20 protein-coding genes are annotated in these 18,739 nt (G+C 71.1%); 13 read left to right on the top strand and 7 right to left on the bottom strand.

The window, feature by feature from the left end; translation table 11 throughout:
- Positions 1-441 carry a DUF421 domain-containing protein gene (locus VGO10_RS07950; RefSeq protein ID WP_327466961.1) on the top strand — a complete coding sequence of 147 codons (441 nt, stop codon included), beginning with the start codon at positions 1-3 and terminating at the stop codon, positions 439-441.
- Here VGO10_RS07950 and VGO10_RS07945 read toward each other — a convergent pair.
- Positions 438-1,256 (bottom strand): FliA/WhiG family RNA polymerase sigma factor, encoded by an 819-nt coding sequence (locus tag VGO10_RS07945; protein WP_327466959.1) that lies wholly within the window; start codon positions 1,254-1,256, stop codon positions 438-440. The two genes, VGO10_RS07950 and VGO10_RS07945, sit on opposite strands and share 4 nt — an antisense overlap.
- Before the next feature lie 214 nt (positions 1,257-1,470).
- On the opposite strand from VGO10_RS07945, the gene VGO10_RS07940 reads away from it, so the two are divergent.
- The 3 genes from VGO10_RS07940 to VGO10_RS07930 all read left to right on the top strand — a co-directional run bounded on the left by VGO10_RS07940 (position 1,471) and on the right by VGO10_RS07930 (position 4,330).
- Positions 1,471-3,102 carry an EAL domain-containing protein gene (locus VGO10_RS07940; protein WP_327466957.1) on the top strand — a complete coding sequence of 544 codons (1,632 nt, stop codon included), beginning with the start codon at positions 1,471-1,473 and terminating at the stop codon, positions 3,100-3,102.
- Complete coding sequence (locus tag VGO10_RS07935; RefSeq protein WP_327466955.1) at positions 3,099-3,593, top strand: hypothetical protein; 495 nt, start codon at positions 3,099-3,101, stop codon at positions 3,591-3,593. Before VGO10_RS07940 ends, VGO10_RS07935 begins: the two co-directional genes overlap by 4 nt.
- A gap of 80 nt (positions 3,594-3,673) precedes the next feature.
- Positions 3,674-4,330 (top strand): peroxiredoxin, encoded by a 657-nt coding sequence (locus VGO10_RS07930; RefSeq protein ID WP_327466953.1) that lies wholly within the window; start codon positions 3,674-3,676, stop codon positions 4,328-4,330.
- Positions 4,331-4,349: 19 nt separating this feature from the next.
- On the opposite strand, the gene VGO10_RS07925 is transcribed toward VGO10_RS07930, so the two are convergent.
- Positions 4,350-4,745, bottom strand: coding sequence for a hypothetical protein (locus VGO10_RS07925; protein WP_327466951.1), 396 nt, complete (start codon positions 4,743-4,745; stop codon positions 4,350-4,352).
- Between the two features lie 21 nt (positions 4,746-4,766).
- Here VGO10_RS07925 and VGO10_RS07920 point away from each other — a divergent pair, with 21 nt between their 5' ends.
- From VGO10_RS07920 to VGO10_RS07900, 5 genes are read left to right on the top strand one after another with little or no spacing between them, the layout of a single operon-like run.
- Positions 4,767-5,372 (top strand): hypothetical protein, encoded by a 606-nt coding sequence (locus VGO10_RS07920; RefSeq protein ID WP_327466949.1) that lies wholly within the window; start codon positions 4,767-4,769, stop codon positions 5,370-5,372.
- A complete protein-coding gene (gene modA / locus VGO10_RS07915) occupies positions 5,369-6,103 on the top strand; it encodes a molybdate ABC transporter substrate-binding protein (RefSeq protein ID WP_327466947.1) in 735 nt (244 codons plus the stop codon). The genes VGO10_RS07920 and modA overlap by 4 nt, the downstream gene beginning before the upstream one ends.
- The gene (locus VGO10_RS07910) at positions 6,100-6,918 is read left to right on the top strand and encodes an ABC transporter permease (RefSeq protein WP_327466945.1); all 819 of its coding nucleotides are present in this window, start codon (positions 6,100-6,102) and stop codon (positions 6,916-6,918) included. The genes modA and VGO10_RS07910 overlap by 4 nt, the downstream gene beginning before the upstream one ends.
- Positions 6,861-7,835: an ABC transporter ATP-binding protein gene (locus VGO10_RS07905; protein WP_327466943.1), complete on the top strand. Its 975-nt coding sequence runs from the start codon at positions 6,861-6,863 to the stop codon at positions 7,833-7,835. The genes VGO10_RS07910 and VGO10_RS07905 overlap by 58 nt, the downstream gene beginning before the upstream one ends.
- 43 nt (positions 7,836-7,878) lie before the next feature.
- Positions 7,879-8,508 carry a DUF3159 domain-containing protein gene (locus VGO10_RS07900; protein WP_327466941.1) on the top strand — a complete coding sequence of 210 codons (630 nt, stop codon included), beginning with the start codon at positions 7,879-7,881 and terminating at the stop codon, positions 8,506-8,508.
- Here VGO10_RS07900 and VGO10_RS07895 read toward each other — a convergent pair.
- Entirely contained in the window at positions 8,482-8,859 is a 378-nt protein-coding gene (locus tag VGO10_RS07895; RefSeq protein ID WP_327466939.1) for an ArsC/Spx/MgsR family protein, read from the bottom strand. The two genes, VGO10_RS07900 and VGO10_RS07895, sit on opposite strands and share 27 nt — an antisense overlap.
- A gap of 994 nt (positions 8,860-9,853) precedes the next feature.
- Here VGO10_RS07895 and VGO10_RS07890 point away from each other — a divergent pair.
- Positions 9,854-10,297, top strand: coding sequence for a hypothetical protein (locus tag VGO10_RS07890; RefSeq protein ID WP_327466937.1), 444 nt, complete (start codon positions 9,854-9,856; stop codon positions 10,295-10,297).
- A gap of 78 nt (positions 10,298-10,375) precedes the next feature.
- On the opposite strand, the gene VGO10_RS07885 is transcribed toward VGO10_RS07890, so the two are convergent.
- The 3 genes from VGO10_RS07885 to VGO10_RS07875 all read right to left on the bottom strand — a co-directional run bounded on the left by VGO10_RS07885 (position 10,376) and on the right by VGO10_RS07875 (position 14,377).
- Positions 10,376-12,118, bottom strand: coding sequence for an NAD-binding protein (locus tag VGO10_RS07885; protein WP_327466935.1), 1,743 nt, complete (start codon positions 12,116-12,118; stop codon positions 10,376-10,378).
- Positions 12,119-12,329: 211 nt separating this feature from the next.
- On the bottom strand, positions 12,330-13,697 hold the full coding sequence (locus VGO10_RS07880) for a hypothetical protein (protein ID WP_327466933.1): 1,368 nt from the start codon (positions 13,695-13,697) through the stop codon (positions 12,330-12,332).
- A 35-nt stretch (positions 13,698-13,732) separates the two neighbouring features.
- Positions 13,733-14,377 (bottom strand): calcium-binding protein, encoded by a 645-nt coding sequence (locus tag VGO10_RS07875; RefSeq protein ID WP_327466932.1) that lies wholly within the window; start codon positions 14,375-14,377, stop codon positions 13,733-13,735.
- A 168-nt stretch (positions 14,378-14,545) separates the two neighbouring features.
- Here VGO10_RS07875 and VGO10_RS07870 point away from each other — a divergent pair, with 168 nt between their 5' ends.
- From VGO10_RS07870 to VGO10_RS07860, 3 genes are read left to right on the top strand one after another with little or no spacing between them, the layout of a single operon-like run.
- Positions 14,546-16,102, top strand: coding sequence for an HD domain-containing phosphohydrolase (locus VGO10_RS07870; RefSeq protein ID WP_327466930.1), 1,557 nt, complete (start codon positions 14,546-14,548; stop codon positions 16,100-16,102).
- 60 nt (positions 16,103-16,162) lie between these two features.
- Entirely contained in the window at positions 16,163-16,765 is a 603-nt protein-coding gene (locus VGO10_RS07865) for a TetR/AcrR family transcriptional regulator (protein WP_327466928.1), read from the top strand.
- Between the two features lie 36 nt (positions 16,766-16,801).
- On the top strand, positions 16,802-17,536 hold the full coding sequence (locus VGO10_RS07860; protein WP_327466926.1) for a TetR/AcrR family transcriptional regulator: 735 nt from the start codon (positions 16,802-16,804) through the stop codon (positions 17,534-17,536).
- A gap of 31 nt (positions 17,537-17,567) precedes the next feature.
- On the opposite strand, the gene VGO10_RS07855 is transcribed toward VGO10_RS07860, so the two are convergent.
- Positions 17,568-18,698 (bottom strand): NAD(P)/FAD-dependent oxidoreductase, encoded by a 1,131-nt coding sequence (locus VGO10_RS07855; protein ID WP_327466924.1) that lies wholly within the window; start codon positions 18,696-18,698, stop codon positions 17,568-17,570.
- Positions 18,699-18,739 lie beyond the last annotated feature (41 nt).

The raw sequence follows: 18,739 nt of genomic DNA, 5'->3' as shown, positions 1-18,739 counted from the left end.
ATGGATCTCGTCCTCCGCACCGCCTTCGTCTTCTTCCTCATCCTGATCGTCACGCGCGCGGTCGGGCGCCGTGAGCTGAACTCGATGGAGCCGTTTGACATCATCTTGCTCGTCGTCATCGGCGACCTCGTCCAGCAGGGCGTGACCCAGAGCGACTACTCGCTGACGGGCACGACGACCGTCATCGCAACCCTCGCGATCCTGACGGTCTCGACCGGCTACCTCAGCTTCCGCGTGCGCCGACTGCGCCCGCTGCTGGAGGGCGAGCCGATCGTGCTGATCGCCAACGGTGAGATCCGCCGGGAGGCGTTGCGCCGCCAGCGGATCACCGTCGAGGAGCTCGGTGCCGAGGCGCGCCAGTCGCAGATCGGCTCGCTGTCCGAGATCCGGTTCGCGGTCCTGGAGACCAGCGGCCGGATCTCGTTCGTGACGGACTCCTAGCGGGGAACGTCAGACCCTGCGTCGCCCGCCCCACCGAGCAGCACGCGCAGGTTCAGCATCGACTTGGTGTGGATCTGGCTGATGCGTGACTCGGTGACGTCGAAGACCTCGCCGATCTCGGCGTAGGTCAGGTCCTCGTGGTAGCGCAGCGCCAGGATCGTCTGCTCGCGCCCACTCAGCTGCAACACCGCCGCGGAGACCTGGTTCTCGAGATCGGCGCGGTCGGAGATGTCGGCCGGATCGCCGGCGCTGGGATCGGGGAGGAAGTCGAGCATCGTGGTCGGCGCCGTGTCCGAGCCGTTGAAGCCCCACGGCTGGTCGAGCGCGACCAGCTGGGCGTTGGCGGCGCGCTGCATGCGCGCGTCGAGCTCGTCGTCGTCGATGTCCAGCGCGACGGCCAGCTCGGCGTCGGTGGGCAGCCGCTGCAGCCGGACCAGGAGGTCGGCGCTCGTGCGCTCGAACTCGCGCGCCTCGTCGCGGACCGCGCGCGGCACCCAGTCCAGCGAGCGCATCGCGTCGATGATCGCCCCGCGGATGCGCAGGCCGGCGAAGGACTCGAACTTGACCCCGCGGGAAGGGTCGTAGCGCTCAACGGCCTCGATCAGGCCGGCGAGGCCGTAGGCGACGAGGTCGGCGAGGTCAACGTGTGGCGGCATCCGCGAGGCGATGCGTCCCGCGACGTGCTTGACGATCGGGCTGTAGGCCAACACGAGCTGATCGCGGACGACCCGCTCACCGTCGCGGCGGTAGCGGCGCCACTGCTCGGCGAGCACGATCGCCTTCGGCGCCTGGGACCTGCTGACGGTGGACAGCACTCCGGACCCTATCGGCAAAAAGCTGAGGAACCTTGATCCATACACCACGAAGGAGCCTGCCGTCCAGACACTTCCATTGGTCAGCCCTCTGCCACCGACCTACAGGTCGAACCGTTCGGTACCGATAGAGTGGGACGAAGGTTGCATGTCCGCTGGGAGACGCGACGGACAGCAGCCCGCCCGCTTCCGGGCGCACGATGACCGAGGAGTCGCCATGACCCACCGTCGGACCACGGCACCCTCCAACGGCTCCTCCGCGGTCATCGACCCCCGGGTCGTCCCGCGCCGCGGCGTCGACAGCTTCTGGGAGCTGGCGACCGACCTCTTTGCCATCTGCGGCGCCGACGGCCTGCTCTACGCCTTGAACCCCGCCTGGGAGCGGCTGCTGGGCTGGTCCCGGGAAGAGCTCACCGCCCAACCGTTCACCGCGTTCGTCCATCCCGACGACCTCGAGGCCACCGTCAACGTGCTCGCGCGCACGCACATCGCCGGCGCCCAGATCGACAAGCTCGTCAACCGCTGGCGGCGCCGGGACGGCAGCTACGCCACGTTCGCCTGGAGTGGCGCCTCCGACGGCGACGTGTGGTGCGTGGTTGGGCGCGACCTGACCGGCCACACGCAACTGCGCCTCGCCGCCCGCGAGCATGTCACCGAGCGGCGCACGATGGAGGCCGACGCCCTCAACGCGCGCAACCACCTCGCCGCGGTCACCGACAGCATGGGTGAGGGCCTCTTGGTGCTCGACAGCACCGGCCGCGTGACGCTGATGAACCAGGCGGCCGAGGAGATGCTCGGCTGGACGTTGAAGGACTTGCGCGGTCGCGTGCTGCACGACCTCGTCCACTACCGCCGGCCCGACGGCTCGCCGCAGCCCGCCGCCGCGAGCACGATCCTGCAGACGCTGGAGCTCCGCGCGACGATCCGCGCCGAGGACGAGATCTTCATGCGCCGTGACGGCACCGAGCTGCCCACGTCTTACACCGCCGCGCCGCTGGTCACCTCCGAGGGTCTGGAGGGCTGCGTCATCGTCTTCACCGACGCGACGGTCCGCCAGGCCGAGCAGCGCGAGCTGCGCCGCAAGCTCGAGGCGCTCTCCTGGGCCGGCCGCGTGCAGGACGCGCTGCGCGAGGAGCGCTTCGTGCTCTACGCCCAGCCGATCCTGGACCTTGCCACCGACGAGATCGTCCAGCACGAGCTGCTGCTGCGGATGCGCGAGCCCAACGGCGAGATCGTCGGCCCGGCCTCCTACCTGCAGATCGCCGAAGAGCACAACCTGATCGGGGACATCGATCGTTGGGTGATCCAGAGGGCGTCGCGCCTGGCCGCCCGCGGCTTGCCGGTCGAGCTCAACGTCTCCGGCGGCTCGATCAGCGACCCCGAGCTGATCACCCACATCGAAGCCTGCCTGCGGGAGACGGGCGCCGACCCGGCGCTGATGGTCTTCGAGATCACCGAGACTGCCCTGGTCTCCGACGAGGAGGCCGGACGGCACTTCGTCCAACGCGTCCACGAGCTGGGCTGCAAGCTGGCGCTCGACGACTTCGGCACCGGCTACGGCGGCTTCACCTACCTCAAGCAGCTACCGGTCGACTACCTCAAGATCGACATCGAGTTCGTGCGCGACCTGCGCACCAGCGACGCCAGCCTCCATGTCGTCGAGGCCGTCGTCAACCTCGCCCGCGGCTTCGGGCTGCAGACCGTGGCCGAGGGCGTCGAGGATGTCGAGACGCTCACCTTGCTCAAGACCCTGGGCGTCGACTACGCGCAGGGCTACTACATCGCACGCCCGGGACCGCTCGAAGACGTCTTCACCGATGACACCCTCAGGAGCAACGCACGATCATGACCGACGACCTCATCACCTCCCAGCAGCGCGAGCTTGACCGGGAGCAGGCGGTCGCCGATCTCGATCAGTCGATCGCCTACCGCGAGCAGGCGCTCTCCGATCGCGAGCAGCAGCGCCTCGACGCCAGCCAGACGCAGGTCGACCTCGAGCGTGCCGAGACGCCGGTGGGCGCCTTCGCGGCGCACCTCGCCCTCGAGCACCGCCAGGCCGAGCTGACGCGCACGCAGGACCGCCGCGACGCCTACCAGAACCAGATCGACGACACCCAGGGCGGGCATGACCGCCTGCAGGACACGCTGGAGCTGGGCCAGGATGCGCTCGAGCTGCCGACCTCGGCGCTGGCGCCGAGCACCGAGGACATCATCGAGGCGGCGCGCCGGCGCCAGCAGTCGGCCGCCGAGCGCGCGCAGGCCGCCGTCGATCGCGCGGCCGCGGCGGTGCGGCGGGCCGATGCGGCGATGCGCAGGACCCGCGGCGCGCCACCGGCGTAGTCGGTTCGCGAAAAGGGGGTGCGAGGGCACTAAGCTTGAATCCCTACCCCTTTTAAGGCCATTACCCCAAGGAGCTCTCCATGGCGTTGACCATCGGCGACACCGCACCCGACTTCGAGGCCGACACGACCGAGGGTCGCATCAGCTTCCACGACTGGATCGGCGACGGCTGGGCCGTTCTCTTCTCCCACCCGCGGAACTTCACGCCGGTCTGCACGACCGAGCTCGGCTACATGGCCTCGATCAAGCCGGACTTCGACGCCCGCGGCGTGAAGATCATCGGCCTGTCGGTCGACCCGCTGGAGAACCACGAGAAGTGGGCCCAGGACATCGCCGAGACGCAGGGCACGGCGCCGAACTACCCGTTGATCGCCGACAGCGACTTCAACGTGTCCAAGTTGTACGGGATGCTCGGCGCCGACGTCGAGGGCGACCCGACGCAGCGCACGCCCGCCCAGAACGGCACGCTGCGCAACGTCTTCGTCATCGGCCCGGACAAGAAGATCAAGTTGGTGCTCATCTACCCGATGACCACCGGCCGCAACTTCGACGAGGTCCTGCGCGTCATCGACTCGCTGCAGCTGACGGCCAACCACGCCGTCGCCACCCCGGCGCAGTGGCAGCCAGGCGAGGACGTCATCATCGCGGGCTCCGTCAGCGACGACGCCGCCAAGGAGAAGTACCCCGACGGGTGGGACGCGCCGCGGCCGTGGCTGCGGATCGTCCCCGCGCCGTAGTCAGATTCAGTGAGACGTCCTACGGGGTCGGCGTGAGCACGACCTCGTAGGGCGAGTCGCCGTAGTCGACGGCGAGCCGGAAGCGCCCGTCGGCGCGGATGGTGGTGGTGCCGGTTGCGGCGGCCCGCTTGAACAAGCGGATCGTTCGCGCTGGTCCTGTGCTGACCGCGGTCTCCAGGTGCGCGGTGAAGGGCACCTCGTCGGCCCAGTCCACGCCTGCGCCGTGTTGGGTGAAGCGCACGCGATAGGCGCCGTGCAGCGTGAAGGGGCCGTGCTCGTCGGGCGCGTAGTCACCGCGGACGGTGATGGCGCCGGCGTCCTGCACCGAGCGCTGGCCTGCCGGCGTCGTGCGCACCGTCGCTGTCGGCGATGAGGCGCCACCACAGCCGGCGAGCGCGATTGCGACCGCGATCACGGGTGTGGTTAGATGCCGCCAATGCATAGGTTTATCCTAGGCACGAGTCGGCGCCAGCTCCTGGCCGCCGGCGCCACCGCCGCCGCGGGCCTCGCGGCGACCGCCGCCGTGCCCCAGGCGCGTGCGGCGCTCCCGCCGGCCACGCCGGCGGGCGACGACCTCGGCTTCCTGGCCTTCGGCGCCGTCGCCGAGGGCGTCCTCGTCGCCTTCTTCGATGCGGCGCTGGCGATCTCCGGCGCCTGGTCGGCCGCCGAGCGGCGCGTGCTGACCGAGGCGCGCGCCAGCCATCGCGCCAACATCGATCGCCTCAACACCGCGCTGGGTCCGGACAACGCCGTCACCCCGGGGGACTTCGCCCATCAGGTCACCGTGGGCTCACGCCCCGGCGCGCTGCGGGTCGGCCGCGAGCTGGAGACGCTGGTGGGCGGCACCTACCTCGGCGGCGTGGCCGCATCAGCCGACTACGGCACCCGCCTCCTGCTCGGTCGGCTGCTCGCGCTGTCGAGCAGCCACAACGCGATCCTCACCCGTTGGGCCGGCAAGGCCGCAGGCGGCCTGCCCTCCCCCGTCGACCTCGACGCGGCCGGCCTCAAGCTCGACGCCTATCTCAAGGAGCCAAGGTCGTGAAGCGCCTCCTGCTCAGTGGCACCGCGGCCGCGGCGCTGATGCTCGCCGCCGCCCCGACGGGCGCCAGCGCCCTCAACGTGTCGGCAGCGACCTCGCTGACCAACGTGATGCCGGAGATCAAGCGCGATGTCTCGTACTCCTTCGGCGGCTCCAACACGCTGCAGTTGCAGATCGAGCGCGGCGCGCCCGCGGATCTGTTCCTCTCGGCCGAGCCCAACGAGGCCCAGGCCTTGTACCGCGAAGGCCGCTGCCAGCGGCCCGTGACGTTCGCCACCAACAAGCTCGTGCTGATCGTGCGCCAGGGCGACCCGCAGCAGATCGGCTCGATCTACGGGCTGCGCAAGGGCGGCTTCAACCTCTCGATCGGCAACGCGGCGGTGCCGATCGGCGACTACACCCGCCGGCTGCTGCATCGCCTGCGGATGAGCAGCGTGTTGACCACCAACAAGGTCTCCCAGCAGTCCAACGTCGGTCAGGTGCTCTCGCAGGTGGCCTTCGGCGGTGCGGATGCAGGGTTCGTCTACGTGACCGACGCCCGCACGCAGCCGGACCGGATCGACTCCTTGTATGTCCCCCAGTGGGCGCAGCCGGCCGTGCGCTACCAGGGCTGCGTGGTCGTCCGCGACGGGGCCGACACGGCCGGCGCCCAAGCGCTGCTGGACAGCATCCGGTCCTCGCGCGGCCGCGGCTTGTTGCAGCACTTCGGGTTCGGGCTGCCGCCGAAGGCATGATCCGGCGCGCCGGAACGGCGATGGCGCTCGGCATCGTCGTCGCGTTCCTCGCGGTGCCGCTGATCGCCCTGTTCGTCCAGGCGCCGCTGAGCGATCTCCCGTCGCTGCTGCGCCGCCCGGAGGTGCGCGACGCGATCTGGGTGACGGTCAAGACCAACGTCGCGGCCAACGTGTTGATCTTGCTCTTCGGGACGCCGGCGGCCTGGGTGCTGGCCACGCGGCGCTTCCCGGGGCGCGCCGCGATCTTGACGCTCTGCGAACTGCCGCTCGTGCTCCCGCCGGCCGTCGCAGGCATCGCGCTGCTGGCCGCCTACGCGCAGGGCGGGCTGTTCGGCGATGCGCTGGACGCGATCGGGGTCGTCCTGCCGTTCGGGCCGTGGGCGGTGGTCCTGGCGATCACGTTCGTCGCCTCGCCCTTTTACCTGCGCCAGGCGGTGGCGACGTTCAGCGAGGTCGACGGGGACTTGACCGATGTGGCGCGGACGTTGGGCGCGTCGCCGACGAGGACGTTCTGGCGCGTCGTCCTGCCGCTGGCCTTCAGCGGCCTCGTCGCCGGCTGGGTCCTGGCCTTCGCGCGCGGCGTCGGTGAGTTCGGCGCCACGATCATCTTCGCCGGCAACGTGCAGGGGCGCACCACCACGCTGACCCTCGCGGTCTACCAGGAGCTCGACAGCAGCCTCGACGTGGCGCTCGCGCTCGGCGTTCTGCTGGTGGCGCTCAGCGCGACCGTGCTGCTTTCCTACAAGCTGCTGGGCGCATGGCGGTCCTCGACCTCGACATCACCAGCGAGCTTCGCTCCTTCCGTCTCGCGCTGAGGCTCGCGGTCGGCGATGAGGTCGTCGCCTTGGTGGGGCCGTCGGGTGCGGGCAAGACGACGGTGCTGCGGGCGGTGGCGGGGCTGCACCGTTCTGACCGTGGGCGGATCGCCTGCGGTGGGGACGTCTGGTTCGATCGCGGTGAGGGCGAGCGGACGGTCGACCTGGCGCCGGAGCGGCGGTCAGTGGGCTATGTGCCCCAGCACCACGCGTTGTTCCCGCACTTGACGGTGCGCGAGAACGTCGCCTTCTCGGGTGCTGAGGACGCGACGGTCGATTCGCTGCTGACCCGCCTGGGCATCATCGGTCTCGCCGCCGAGCGACCGGCGCGGCTCAGCGGCGGCGAGCGCCAGCGGGTGGCGCTGGCACGGGCGCTGGCACGGGCGCCGGAGGTGCTGCTGCTCGACGAGCCGTTGGCGGCGCTCGATGCCCACACGCGACGGATCGTCCGCGACGAGCTGGCGAGCGAGCTGCGCGGCTTCGGCATCCCAACGCTCCTGGTCACCCACGATTTCGCGGATGCGTCCGCGCTGGCCGACCGCGTCGCGGTGATCGTCGACGGCACGCTGCGCCAGATGGCCCCGCCGGCCGAGCTGCTCGCCGCGCCGGCCGATCGCTTCGTGGTCGCGCTGACCGGCGGCAGCGTGGTCCGCGGCTCGCGACAGGTTGACGGGCGCGTGTATGTAGCTGCCGGCGGCGAGATCGACGTCGCGGTCTATCCATGGGACGTCGAGGTGCGTCCCGGCACGGGACCGCCGGGCGCGCTGAGCGGGACCGTCGCTGCGACCACGGTTGAGGCGGGCCGCCTACGCGTGCGCGTCGATGGCTGGATCGGCGAGGCCGAGAGCGCCGCGGGGCTCGAGCCGGGCGCCGTTGCGCATGGGGTCGTCCGCCGGCTCCATCCGCTCGGCGGCTGACGGCGCCGAGGCACCAGCGAGCGCGCTGCGCCATCATCGTCGCGTGTCCGCGGCCGACAGCACGCAGCGCGAAGAGCCGCCCGGCCTCATGGAGGCCGTGGGCGGCCCGCTCGGCATCGCCGAGACGTCGCTACCGCCGGTCGCCTTCGCCGCCGTCTACGGGTTCACGGACACCAACACCGCCGCGATCGTCGCGGTCGCCGTCGGCGTGGTCTTCGCGCTCGCGCGGTTGGTGCGGCGCGAGACGCCGCGCCATGCTCTCACCGGTCTGGTCGGCATCGGCTTCGCCGCGTTCGTCGCGGCACGCAGCGGCAAGGCCGAGAACTTCTTCTTGCCCGGCCTGCTGGCCAACGCCGCCTATGCGACGGCCCTGCTGGTCTCGGTCGTGATCCGCCGCCCGCTGATCGGCTACGTCGTCGGCCAGCTCGACGGGGAGGGCCTCGCCTGGCGCGAGGACCCGCTGCGCGTCCGCGCCTTCATGCGCGCGAGCCTGATGTGGGCCGCGCTCTTCGCCTTGCGGTTGGCGGTCCAGCTCCCGCTCTACCTCGCCGGCGCGGTCGGCGCCCTCGGCGTGGCCCGCACCGCGATGGGCCTCCCGCTCTTCGCGCTCGGCCTCTGGCTGACGTACCGCTTGGTTCGGCCGGCGTCAGCCGACGACGACGCGGCCGGCTGAGGCCCACTCGGCCGCGCGCGTGCGGGGCCGGCCGATCATCACGGCGGTGCCGTCATCGAGGATCGGCCGCTGGAGGAGCGCCGGATGCTCCAGCAGGGTCGCGACGACCTGCTCGATGTCCCAGCCGTCTGCTTCGAGCCCGAGCGTCGCGTACTGCTTGTCGCGGCGAATCAACGCATCGACGGGATCGCCGGTGAGCCGTTGTGCGAGGGAGCGCAACTCGTCCTCGTTGAGGCGCTCGGCGACGAGCAGGTACTTGCGCACGGTCACTTCGTGGCCGGCGCCTTCGAGGGCGTCGAGGGCGTGGACGGAGGTGGGGCAGTGGGGGTTGTGCAGGAGGGTGAGGGTCACGGGGCGGGATTTTAGGTCGTGCCGCGCGACGGAGGTCGGCTGAGCCGTTGCCTTGGTGGGGCTGCGAGGCGGTGGGGCGTGGTGCGGGGTGTGGCTGGCTGGTCGGCGTCTCCGTGACATCGCCACCTCCGCTCCGCTCGCGCTCAGTTCGCGTTGCCTGCGGGGTTGGGTGAAAGTTATGCACTGCCTGATGCGTTCGGTTCGTGTGGGCACCGACCACCGCGCTTCCGCTTCGCGTTCGGATGTCGACATCACGGATCGCCTCCACGGTTCAACGTGCTCGCGCCGCCAACGAGCCGCCGCGCGGGTTGTGTCGGAAGGCAACCAGCGTCCCGTTCGTTGCGACTTCTCCACTTTGTGGCAAGTCTTGGGCCCGTCGCGGGGCGTGTTCGTCGATCGCACCTAACCCGCGTATATCGCGGGTTACGTGCGTTCCATTTTGCTGCGCAAACGGACCCATCACGAAATTGCGACCGACGGTCACCAACCACCGACGTCACTCAGCCGTGATCGTCACGGGCCAGCAGGCGACCAGGACGCCGACGACCGAGGTGCTCGATCACGCCGCCGGGTGGGTGGGTGGGTGGGCCCGCAGAGCGACGCATGACGGCCGCAGACAGGGCCCACCGCCCGCGAAGTGCCGGCGAGGAGCGACGTGGGCCTGTACACAGACGCACACCGTCCGCAAACAGGCCCACCCACCCGAGCCAAAGCGGACGACGAGCCAGCGCCGAGCGGTGCCGGTCCCGCTCGCTCCCCTCGGTGACGACAGACCACGTTGCGCACGACGAATACGGTTGCGCTGAGCGCTCTGGCGTCAGCACCCGGAGTTGTTGGTGTGGTCGATCAGCAACGAGAGTGCCAAGAACTACAACAACTCTGCGCAACCCACCAATGCCGTCCGACCCACCGACTAGGCTCCGCCTTCATCCAAATCAAAGACCCCCGCGCCGCGCGAACGGCCGGGGGCATGACCCAAGGAGAGATGAACTCCATGAGTACCCCGCAGCGTACCCACGCTCGCACGATGGTCGTCGTCGACCGTGAGACCGCAGACGTCCTGCGCCTCGAAGCCAAGAAGGTGATGGACCTGGGCCATGAGCTGTTCGAGGACTTCCTCCTCTACGGCCCTGAGGCGCAATACGCGCTCGCGATGCGCTTCTGTGACGCGACCACGCTCATCACCGCCGTCGGCTGGGACCCCGACAACGTCGACGCAGACACCGAAACGTTCGAGGTCCCCTTGACCGACGACCTGATCGAGCAGCTGCGCCACCGCCGCTACGACCTGGCGCTCTGCAACAACGACCGACTCGACGGCCTGCCGGTCGACAAGCCGATCGATCCCGACCTGCTGGCCGAGATCACGCACGACCGCCTGGCGGCCCAGACGCTGGATCGCCTCTTCGGCACCTACGCCCGAGCCACGAAGGCCTGAGGGCCGCCTCGCGATTCCGGGTCGCTCAGAGCTGCCACATGCAGCTCGAAGCGACCCGGATCGGGAGCCGCACGCAGCTCACTCTTCCTCCCCCATCGCCGCGCCGCGATAGCGGCGCAGCGGGCTCGGCGCCGAAGGCACAACGACGGCCGCCGGCGCCGCATCCCGTTCACGCCGCCCCGTCCGCACCACGCGCGAGCCCACGTCGTCGCACGCCTCGCGCGTCCCGACCACTGAGATCGCTGCCCCGGCCTGCACGACCAGATCCTCCCGCGGACGCCACCGCCCATCGAGCGCCAGCACGCGCAGGTCGCGCCGATGATGCAGCGCGCTGATCGTCTCCCCCACGATCTCCGACCCCACGCCCACCGACGTCTCCAGCACCCGCAACGCGACGTTCGACAGCGGCAGCGGCTCGGCCACGTTGCGCCGCAGCAGCGCGGCCGTGAACGCCGGCGCCGCCAGGGCCGACACCGACCGCGTCAGGTCGAGCTCGACGCTGCGGTCCAGCCTCTCAGCGAGGTGCGGGTCGAAGATCCGCAGCACCACGCGCACGTCCGGGTTGAGCTCACGCGCGGTCAGGCCGCACTGCAAATTGGCCAAGTCATCACTGGTGACCGCCATCACCGCGCGCGCCTGGTCGACGTGCAGCGCCGCCATCGTGCCCGGCGTGCGCCCGTCTGCGAAGACGACCGGGACCTCCAGCGTGCGGGCGACGGCGACGCCGATCGCGCCCTCGTCCTGCTCCACCCCGATGCACGGCACGTCCAACGCGCGCAACCCCATCAAGATGCGCGAGCCCGCCTTGCCCAGCCCGCAGACGATCACGTGATCGCGATCGGGGCGCGGGAAGCGCCCCAGCGCACGATCGATCCTGGTCCGGACCAACATGTCCGTGATGAGCGCCAGCACGGAGGCCAGCAGGACGGCCGAGACGGCCATCAGCCCGATGTCATAGATCTTGAGCCAGTCGGGCGCGCCGAGGAGGTTGATGTCGCCGTAGCCGACGGTCGCCATCGTCGTCGCCGTGAAGTACATGGCATCCAACAACGGCAGGTGGTCGCTCACCACGAACACGGTGGTACTGGTGACACCAACGGTCAGGATCGCCGCCACCAGCGCCAGCACCCGGCCGGGGATGAGCCGCAGCCCCGCCGCCACCCGCGCGCGCCGTGAGTGGCGCGGGCGCGAGGCCGCCCGGCGGCGCTCGCGCTGCTGGCGGTGCAACGCGACGGTCGGCGGGAACGCGCCGCGCGCCCCGAGCACCAAGCCGTCGGGGTCGATCAACCCCAACACCATGCGGTCGAGCGCCGCCCGCGGCGGCAACACGTCGGTCGGGGTCGAGGCGTTGCACAAAGCGACGACCAGCCGCGGGTCCTCGGCGTCGACCTCGGCAACTTCCAGCACTTGTCCCGCGATCGTCACGCGTTGACCGGTGTTGCCCGACAGCGCCGCCTGCAGGAAGGCGGGCGCGGCGACCTCGGTCTCCGACATCACCGTCGCGCGCTCCCCGAGCACGCGCGAGATCCCGCCGGCCAGCTCCGCGGAGAACATCCGCACGACCACCTGCGTTTCCGGCGTTTCCTGCGCCACGAGCAACGCGGCGCTCAGGTTCTGCAAGTCGTCGGCGCCGAGCAGGCCGACCGCGCGGGCCTCGCGCAGGCCGGCCCGCTCCCAGACGTCGGCCTCGCCCGCGTTGCCGATGACCAGCCGCGTGCCGGCCGCTGTCGCGGCGAGCGCGGCGCTGCAGTCGGGCCGCGAGCACACCACGACGACGTCGACGCCCGCGCCGGTCAGCTCTTCACGCACGCGCGTGGGCACGCCGTCGTCGCCGGCCAGCAGGACCGGGCCGTCCGTCTCGCCGCTGTCACCTTCGCTGGTCAGGTCGTGATCGTGTCAGGCGCGCGGCCCGCTGGATGTGGCCCGCCGGGCGGAGCCGGTACGCCCGACGGTCCGGTCCTCAACGGAGACCCCCGCACGCAGATGCCCGCCCGCCCGGCGCGGGCAGGGCATCCGCTGTGATGCGCGTCTTTCAGCGCAACGTGTGCACCGTCTCGGCGTGCTTGACGTGACGGCGCTCGTTGGTGTTGATGCGCACCGTGTCGCGGCCGCTGCCGCCGTCGATGATCGCGGCGGGTCCGGCGGTCGCGGCGTTGATCGCGTCCTTGCCGGTGCCGCCGCTGACGCGGTCGGCGCCGTAGGACGTGTTGATGGTGTCGTTGCCGGCCCCACCGTTCAGGACGTCGGTTCCCGGCCCGCCGTTGAGGTGGTCGTTGCCGCTGCCGCCGATGAGATCGTCGGCGCCGTCGCCACCGGTCAGCGTGTCGCTGCCGGTGCCGCCGTCGATGCAATCGGCACCGCGGCCGCCGCCGACCTCGTCGTTGCCGCCCAGGGCCAGGATCCGGTCGTCGCCGTTGGTGCCGGTGAGGCGGTCGCTGCCGCTCGTGGTGCCGAGGATGGCGTAGTCGGGGCCCTTGCCGTGCAGGCACGGGCTGTCGGCGAGCTTGCCCGCCTTGACGAGACCCTGAGCCGCCACGAGGCTGATCACCGAGCCGCCGCCGAAGCCGGCATAGGGCGCGCCGACGATCGTCACGTCGTTGCCGTCACCGGAGCCCGAGCCGTCACCGTCGACGATGACGCAGCGGTTGTCCTTGACGCGGTAGGTGCTGCCCTTCGGGCAGATGCGCGAGCCAGAGGTCGCACCCGCGCCGCCGCCGGCGCCACGGCCATCGCCGCCGGTCGTGCCATCGCCATCACCGTCGCCGCCATTGCCGTCACCGCTCAACGTCGCGCACGCGTCACCAGAAGCTTGGGCCTCGCCAAGGACGACCTCAACACCGCCCGCGTCCAGCACCAACCCCCGGCGGGTATCGCCATCAAGCTGGTTGGTGCGCACGCGCACCGCGCCAAGGTTGAGATCGAGCGTCTGCCCGGCGATCACCGGGACCGGCGTACCGCCCACGCTCAGCGCGTCGACGTGCGAGGAGCCCGTCGTGGCGGTGCTGCCCTCAGCACAGCTCGCCGTCTGGTCGGCGGCCACCGCGCCCACGGCGATCGGCACGCCGCCGAGGTCCAAGGTGGCACCCTCGACGCCTGCCGCGGCGGCGATCACGCCGAGCGCCGACCGCGTCATCGCGTGCGGCGCCGTGACCGACAGCGGGCCGGCCGGCGCGACGCCGGCGACCTGCTGCGCGTCACCGGCGCACGGAGCGCCGGCCGCGTTGGCGACGGTCGGCTCAGCGGTGGCCGCCGGCGGCGCGGCGACGCGTGCGGCGCTGGCGCGGCAGACCGAGGGCGACGCGGCCTCAGCCGACGCGGCCGTCCCGAGAGCAAGGACCACGGCGCCCGCGGCGAGCACGGTCCCGCCACGACGCCGCACGGACGATGAGAGAGCAAGCATGCTGAGCCTTTCGCTGCGAGGAAGGGACATCTCGGCTAGTAACCGAGGGTGCGGTGGCTGACGGTCTCGCAGCCCTTGATGCGGTAATGGCGCTGCGCCTTGCGGCTGACGTAGAGGACGTCGCGTCCTGCGCCGCAGTCGATCGTGCCGTGGCCGTAATGAGCCTTGATGTAGTCGTTGCCTGGCCCGGCGACGATGTCGTTGGTGCCGTGGCTGGCGTAGATGAAGTCATTGCCCGCGCCGCCCGCGATGCGGTCGTGCTGGCTGGCCGGCTGCCCGGAGGGCTTGTAATCGCCCCACAGCACGTCGCCGTTGGGGCCGGCGAAGAGCGTGTCGTTGCCGTGGCCGCCCAGCAGCTCGTTGTGGCGGCCGCTGGCCTTGACCACGAACCCGTTGTCGGTGCGGTCGGTGGTCGCGCTGAGGCACGCCTGGCTCTTGTGCGTGCCGTCGCAGCGGTAAGCCGGGTCCTGCCCGCCGAACGGATCGTGGCCCGGAATGGCATCGAGCGGACGACTCTGATCGAGCTTGTTGATCAGCAACATGCCGTTGATGCGCGGCCAGCCGTCGTGGCTGGTGTTGGCGCCCGCGGGGCCGACGCTCGTCCCGGCAGCGAGGAGTGCGAGGCCGGCGCCGGTCGCTGCCGCACGGCGACGCCACGTCGATCGGTGAGAAGTGGACATAGGTGTCGGGCTGCCCACCCAACCAGCGACTTACCGGAATGTGGACGGGTGATGGACATCGAACCCTCCTTAACGCTCAACCGGCCTTCTCATTGAACCTCTCGGTCTGTATCGCAACAGACGTCCAGCTCCGATTGCGCCACCTCCGTAACGAGCACCCTGCGGCGCATGGGGATCGTGATCCGCCGGCCGGCGCAGGCCGTCCGCGAAGTGCCGATGGTCCTGGCGGCCACCGCAGCGGTGACGGTGCTGCCAGCGCTCCTGGCCACCTGGATGCTGCCGGCCCGCCACGCGCCGGCGCTCATCCTCTCGACGGTCGTCGCGATGGCGCTCGCGGCCGTCATCACGCGGCTCGGCGCCGCAGCATGGTCGCGCAAGCCCGGCGCGCAGGACCTGCTCTTCGCCGACCTCATGCTCTGGAGCTGGTTGCGCCGGCGCTGGACCGAGCGCCGCTTGGCCACCGCGCAGCGTCAGATCCTGGCGCGCGACGCGCAGACGACGGCGATGCCGCTCGGCGCGCTGACCCGGATGGGGCGCCTGCTCGAGGCGCGCGACATGTACACCTACGGGCACAGCCGTCGCGTCGCCCGCCACGCGGCGACCATCGCGCGCGCCATGCGCCTCGATGCCGAGACGGTCAAGTGCGTTCGCCGCGCCGCGTTGGTGCACGACGTCGGCAAGATCTACACCCCGCGCGAGATCCTGGATAAGCCCGGACGACTGACCGACGCGGAGTTCGCGATCATCAAGCGTCACGCCAACGATGGCGCCGACCTCCTGGGCCACCTCGGCGAGCCCGAGGTCGTCGCGATCGTCCGTCATCACCACGAGCGACTCGACGGCGGCGGCTATCCGGCCGGCCTGGCGGGAACCAAGATCCCGCTCGGCGCCCGCATCATCGCGGTTGCCGACACCTTCGACGCGCTGACCTCCACGCGCTCCTATCGTCGCTCGACCAGCCACAAGCAGGCGCTGGCGATCCTCACCGCCGAGGCCGGCACCCAGCTGGACGCCGACGCGGTGGCCGCGTTCGTGCGCCACTACTCCGCCAGCCGTCCTGCCGCACTGGCTGCCGCGGCGACCAGCGGCGGCGAGCGTCTGCTCGGCTGGCTCGGCGGCGCATCCGCAGGACTGAGTTCCGGCGCAGGCGCGCTCGGCGCCGCCGCCTCCGCGGCCGCGGTGCTCGCGCTCGGACCCGCGCTGGCGCCGATCTCCTCACGGGCGGTCCCGGAGCGCGCGGCGACGCCGGCGATCACCGCGGCGCTGCCGGCGGTGCCTGCGGGTCCGGCCAAGCACCGGGCGGCGACGCGCGCACCGGCAACCTCCAAACCCACCACCCGGCGCAAGCCGGCAGCGCGCGGCGACGGCGAGCCCACGCCCCGCCCATCCCGCGCGCCCGCCCCGCACCACGCCCCGGCCACCGCCAACGAACCCTCCGCCGAACCAGCCGGATCGACCACCCACACGGGCGGGACGGTCGCGATCGGCGCGCCGGAGGCGGGCCTGCCGGCGGTCACCACCCCAGCGGTCAGCACCCCGGTCGCGACCGTCGCACCCGTGCGCGTTCCCGCGACGCCCGCCGCCGGCCCACCCGCGCAGATCCGCCTACCCGAGGTCACCGTGCCGGCGATCACCACACCGGTCGCGACCATTCCGGCCGTGACCGTCGCCGCCACCGAGATCGCCGTCCCCACCGTCAGCCTCCCCACCGTGCCGCACGGCTGATGTCGTGAGCATCCTGACGCACTGCCAGAACATGAGAACAGTCACGTGTATCGTTGCCCCATGGCTGACGGACTCGTGTTCACCACGCCACGGGGGGAAGTGCTGGCGGCGACCGCCCGCGTCATCGACCGCCGCGGCTACCGCGCGACGACCGTGGCCGAGATCGCGCTGGAGGCGGGCGTGCGCAGCCCGGAGGTCCGGCGCCTCGTCGGCGACGAGGAGGCTTGCTTCTACGCGCTGTTCGGCGCCTTCTTTCACCAGACGTTCACCATCGTGTTGGAGCGGACCCAGAGCGTGCCGTGGCCGCGCAGCGCGCGCGAGGGGCTGGCGGCGCTCCTGGAGCTCCTGAGTTCCGAGCCGGTCTACGTGCGCGCCGCGCTTGACGGCGTCTGGGCGCTCGGCGCCGACGGCGGCGTGCGGCTGGAGACGGCCGTCGAGGCCTTCACCGCGTTCCTCACCCCCGGCTACGAGGCGCTCGGCGAGCCCGGCGTGTCGGTCTTCCACGGCCAGCTCATCGGTTCCGCGGTCCTCCACGTCATCACCCGGCACGCCACCGAGGACCGCATCGCCGACCTGCCGCGTGCGCTGCCCGAGGTGCTCGCCATCGCGCTCGCTCCGTTCTGTGCCGCGCAGGACATTGATGCGCTTTTGATTGCCCGCTGAGCAGACAAACGCGTTCGGCACAGCTATGTTTTCTTTGTGGCCGCACCCCGCAAGAAGGATGCACCGAAGCCCCAGCAGCTCCCCTCGGGCCGCCACGGTCTGCCGCCACAGTTCGTCGCCTCCAACCAGCGCGAGCGGATCATCGTCGCCGTCGCCGAGGTCTGCAGCACCGCGGGCTATGCGGCGATGAGCGTCGAGGATGTCGTGGTCGCCTCCGGCGTCTCGCGGCGCACGTTCTACGACAACTTCCAGGACAAAGAGGACGCGTTTCTCGCCGCCTACGACGAGGTGACCTCGCGGCTGCTGGCGCGCGTCAAGACGGCCTATGAGACCAACGACGGCATCGTCGCCCGCGCACGCGAAGGGCTGTCGGCGCTGCTGGGGTTCCTCGCCGCCGAGCCCGCGTTCGCCGACATGTGCGTCGTGGAGGCGCTGGCGGCCGGCCCGATGGTCGTCGAGCGTCGCACCGCGAACCTGCGCATGCTCAGCGACCTCATCGACGAGACCGCCGCCGCCGCGATGCCGGCGGATGCCACGCCGCCGTCACCGATCATCGCCCAGGCCCTGGTCGGCGGAATCTTCGAGGTCGTCTACTCGCGCGTGCTCGCCGGCCGGCACGACGAGCTTCCCGGCTTGCTCCCGGGCTTGATCTTCACGTTGCTGCTGCCCTACGCGGGCCACGACGTCGCGACCCAGGTCCTCAAGAAGGAGCGACGCCGGATGGCGCGGACGGCGCGGATCGCCGGCTCTCGCGCGGCACCGACGGCGTAGACCGTCCGGCTGTCCGGTAACGGATGCCGGCTCAGCCGTTGAACCAGCGCGCGCGGCGGCTGGAGCCGAAGTGCTCCTTCTGGGCGACGAGCGCGGCGGACGGCGCGTGATAGACGCCGGTCCGCTCGGGACCCGACAGGAAGTCGATGTCCACGCTGCCGACGTTGCCCTGGCCGAACTCGATGTAGCAGGTGCCGCGTCCGAGGTGGCGTTCGGAGGACTGCTCGCCGCGCAGCTGCGCGATCAAGGCGGCCGCCACGACACGCGCGGCGCCCTCGGCGAAGATCCCGGCCTTCGGCACGCCCGCGGTCGCGACATCGCCCACCGCGTAGACGTCGGCAAAGCGCGTCTGCAGCGTGGCGGAGTCGACCGGCACGTATCCGTCCTCGGTCATCCCGCTGGCGATGACCACATCCGGCGCGCGGTGCTTGGGCACGCCGAGGAACAGGTCAAAGGCCAGCTCGGTGCCATCGTCGAGGATCGCCACGCTGCGCGCCGGATCCAGCGCGCTGATGCGGCGGCCGCAGATCAGCGTGATGTCGCGCTCGGCGAAGGCCTGCTGGAGCGCCGCTGAGGTCTCGGGCGACGGCGGCACCGGCGTGCCCAGCGGGATGACGAACGAGATCTGGCAGTCGTCGCGCACGCCGCGCGCGGTGAGCTCGTCATGGAGCAGCAGCGCGCACTCGCTCGGTGCCGGCGGGCATTTGAACGGCGCGCCGCAGACGCCGATGATCGCGTGGCCGCTGGAGAAGGTCGGGATGATCCCGGCCAGCCGCTGCGCCCCGGCCACCGAGTAGAACTCGTTGCCGCCCTCGGCCAGACCGGGCGTGCCGGCGATGTCGTAGTCGGCGCCGAGCGCGATCACCAGGACGTCGGCCTCGTGGACGCCGGCGTCGGTGGTCACCCGGCACGTCTCGGGATCGATCGCCGTGATCGTCTCGCGCAGCACGCGCACGCCGGGCTTGACGACGTCGCGGTAGGGCAGCTTGACCGCCTCGGCGGTTGTGCGCCCGAACATGACGTCGAGCTTGGAGAAGCCGAAGACGAACGCATCGCTCTTGTCGATCAGCGTCACGTCGAAGTCCTCGCCCGACTCCGACAGCACCGAGCAGAGCTCGAGGCCGCCGAATCCCGCTCCCAGCACCAGCACGCGCTTGCTCATGGCGCGATCTTAGCCGGACGATGGTCCGCGGGCAGACGTTG

This window comes from Baekduia sp., from assembly GCF_035996765.1.
GTDB lineage: Bacteria > Actinomycetota > Thermoleophilia > Solirubrobacterales > Solirubrobacteraceae > Baekduia.
Note: the sequence above shows the minus strand (reverse complement) of the source record. Positions and strands in the feature narration are given on the sequence as shown.

Excerpts from the sequence above, each read along its gene's own strand:
- VGO10_RS07880 (WP_327466933.1), bottom strand. The coding sequence starts at position 13,697 with ATGCTTGCTCTCTCATCGTCCGTGCGGCGTCGTGGCGGGACCGTGCTC.
- VGO10_RS07930 (WP_327466953.1), top strand. The coding sequence starts at position 3,674 with ATGGCGTTGACCATCGGCGACACCGCACCCGACTTCGAGGCCGACACG.
- VGO10_RS07890 (WP_327466937.1), top strand. The coding sequence starts at position 9,854 with ATGAGTACCCCGCAGCGTACCCACGCTCGCACGATGGTCGTCGTCGAC.
- VGO10_RS07950 (WP_327466961.1), top strand. The coding sequence starts at position 1 with ATGGATCTCGTCCTCCGCACCGCCTTCGTCTTCTTCCTCATCCTGATC.
- VGO10_RS07855 (WP_327466924.1), bottom strand. The coding sequence starts at position 18,698 with ATGAGCAAGCGCGTGCTGGTGCTGGGAGCGGGATTCGGCGGCCTCGAG.
- VGO10_RS07875 (WP_327466932.1), bottom strand. The coding sequence starts at position 14,377 with ATGTCCACTTCTCACCGATCGACGTGGCGTCGCCGTGCGGCAGCGACC.
- VGO10_RS07935 (WP_327466955.1), top strand. The coding sequence starts at position 3,099 with ATGACCGACGACCTCATCACCTCCCAGCAGCGCGAGCTTGACCGGGAG.
- VGO10_RS07865 (WP_327466928.1), top strand. The coding sequence starts at position 16,163 with ATGGCTGACGGACTCGTGTTCACCACGCCACGGGGGGAAGTGCTGGCG.
- VGO10_RS07940 (WP_327466957.1), top strand. The coding sequence starts at position 1,471 with ATGACCCACCGTCGGACCACGGCACCCTCCAACGGCTCCTCCGCGGTC.
- VGO10_RS07920 (WP_327466949.1), top strand. The coding sequence starts at position 4,767 with ATGCATAGGTTTATCCTAGGCACGAGTCGGCGCCAGCTCCTGGCCGCC.
- VGO10_RS07910 (WP_327466945.1), top strand. The coding sequence starts at position 6,100 with ATGATCCGGCGCGCCGGAACGGCGATGGCGCTCGGCATCGTCGTCGCG.
- VGO10_RS07905 (WP_327466943.1), top strand. The coding sequence starts at position 6,861 with ATGGCGGTCCTCGACCTCGACATCACCAGCGAGCTTCGCTCCTTCCGT.
- VGO10_RS07870 (WP_327466930.1), top strand. The coding sequence starts at position 14,546 with ATGGGGATCGTGATCCGCCGGCCGGCGCAGGCCGTCCGCGAAGTGCCG.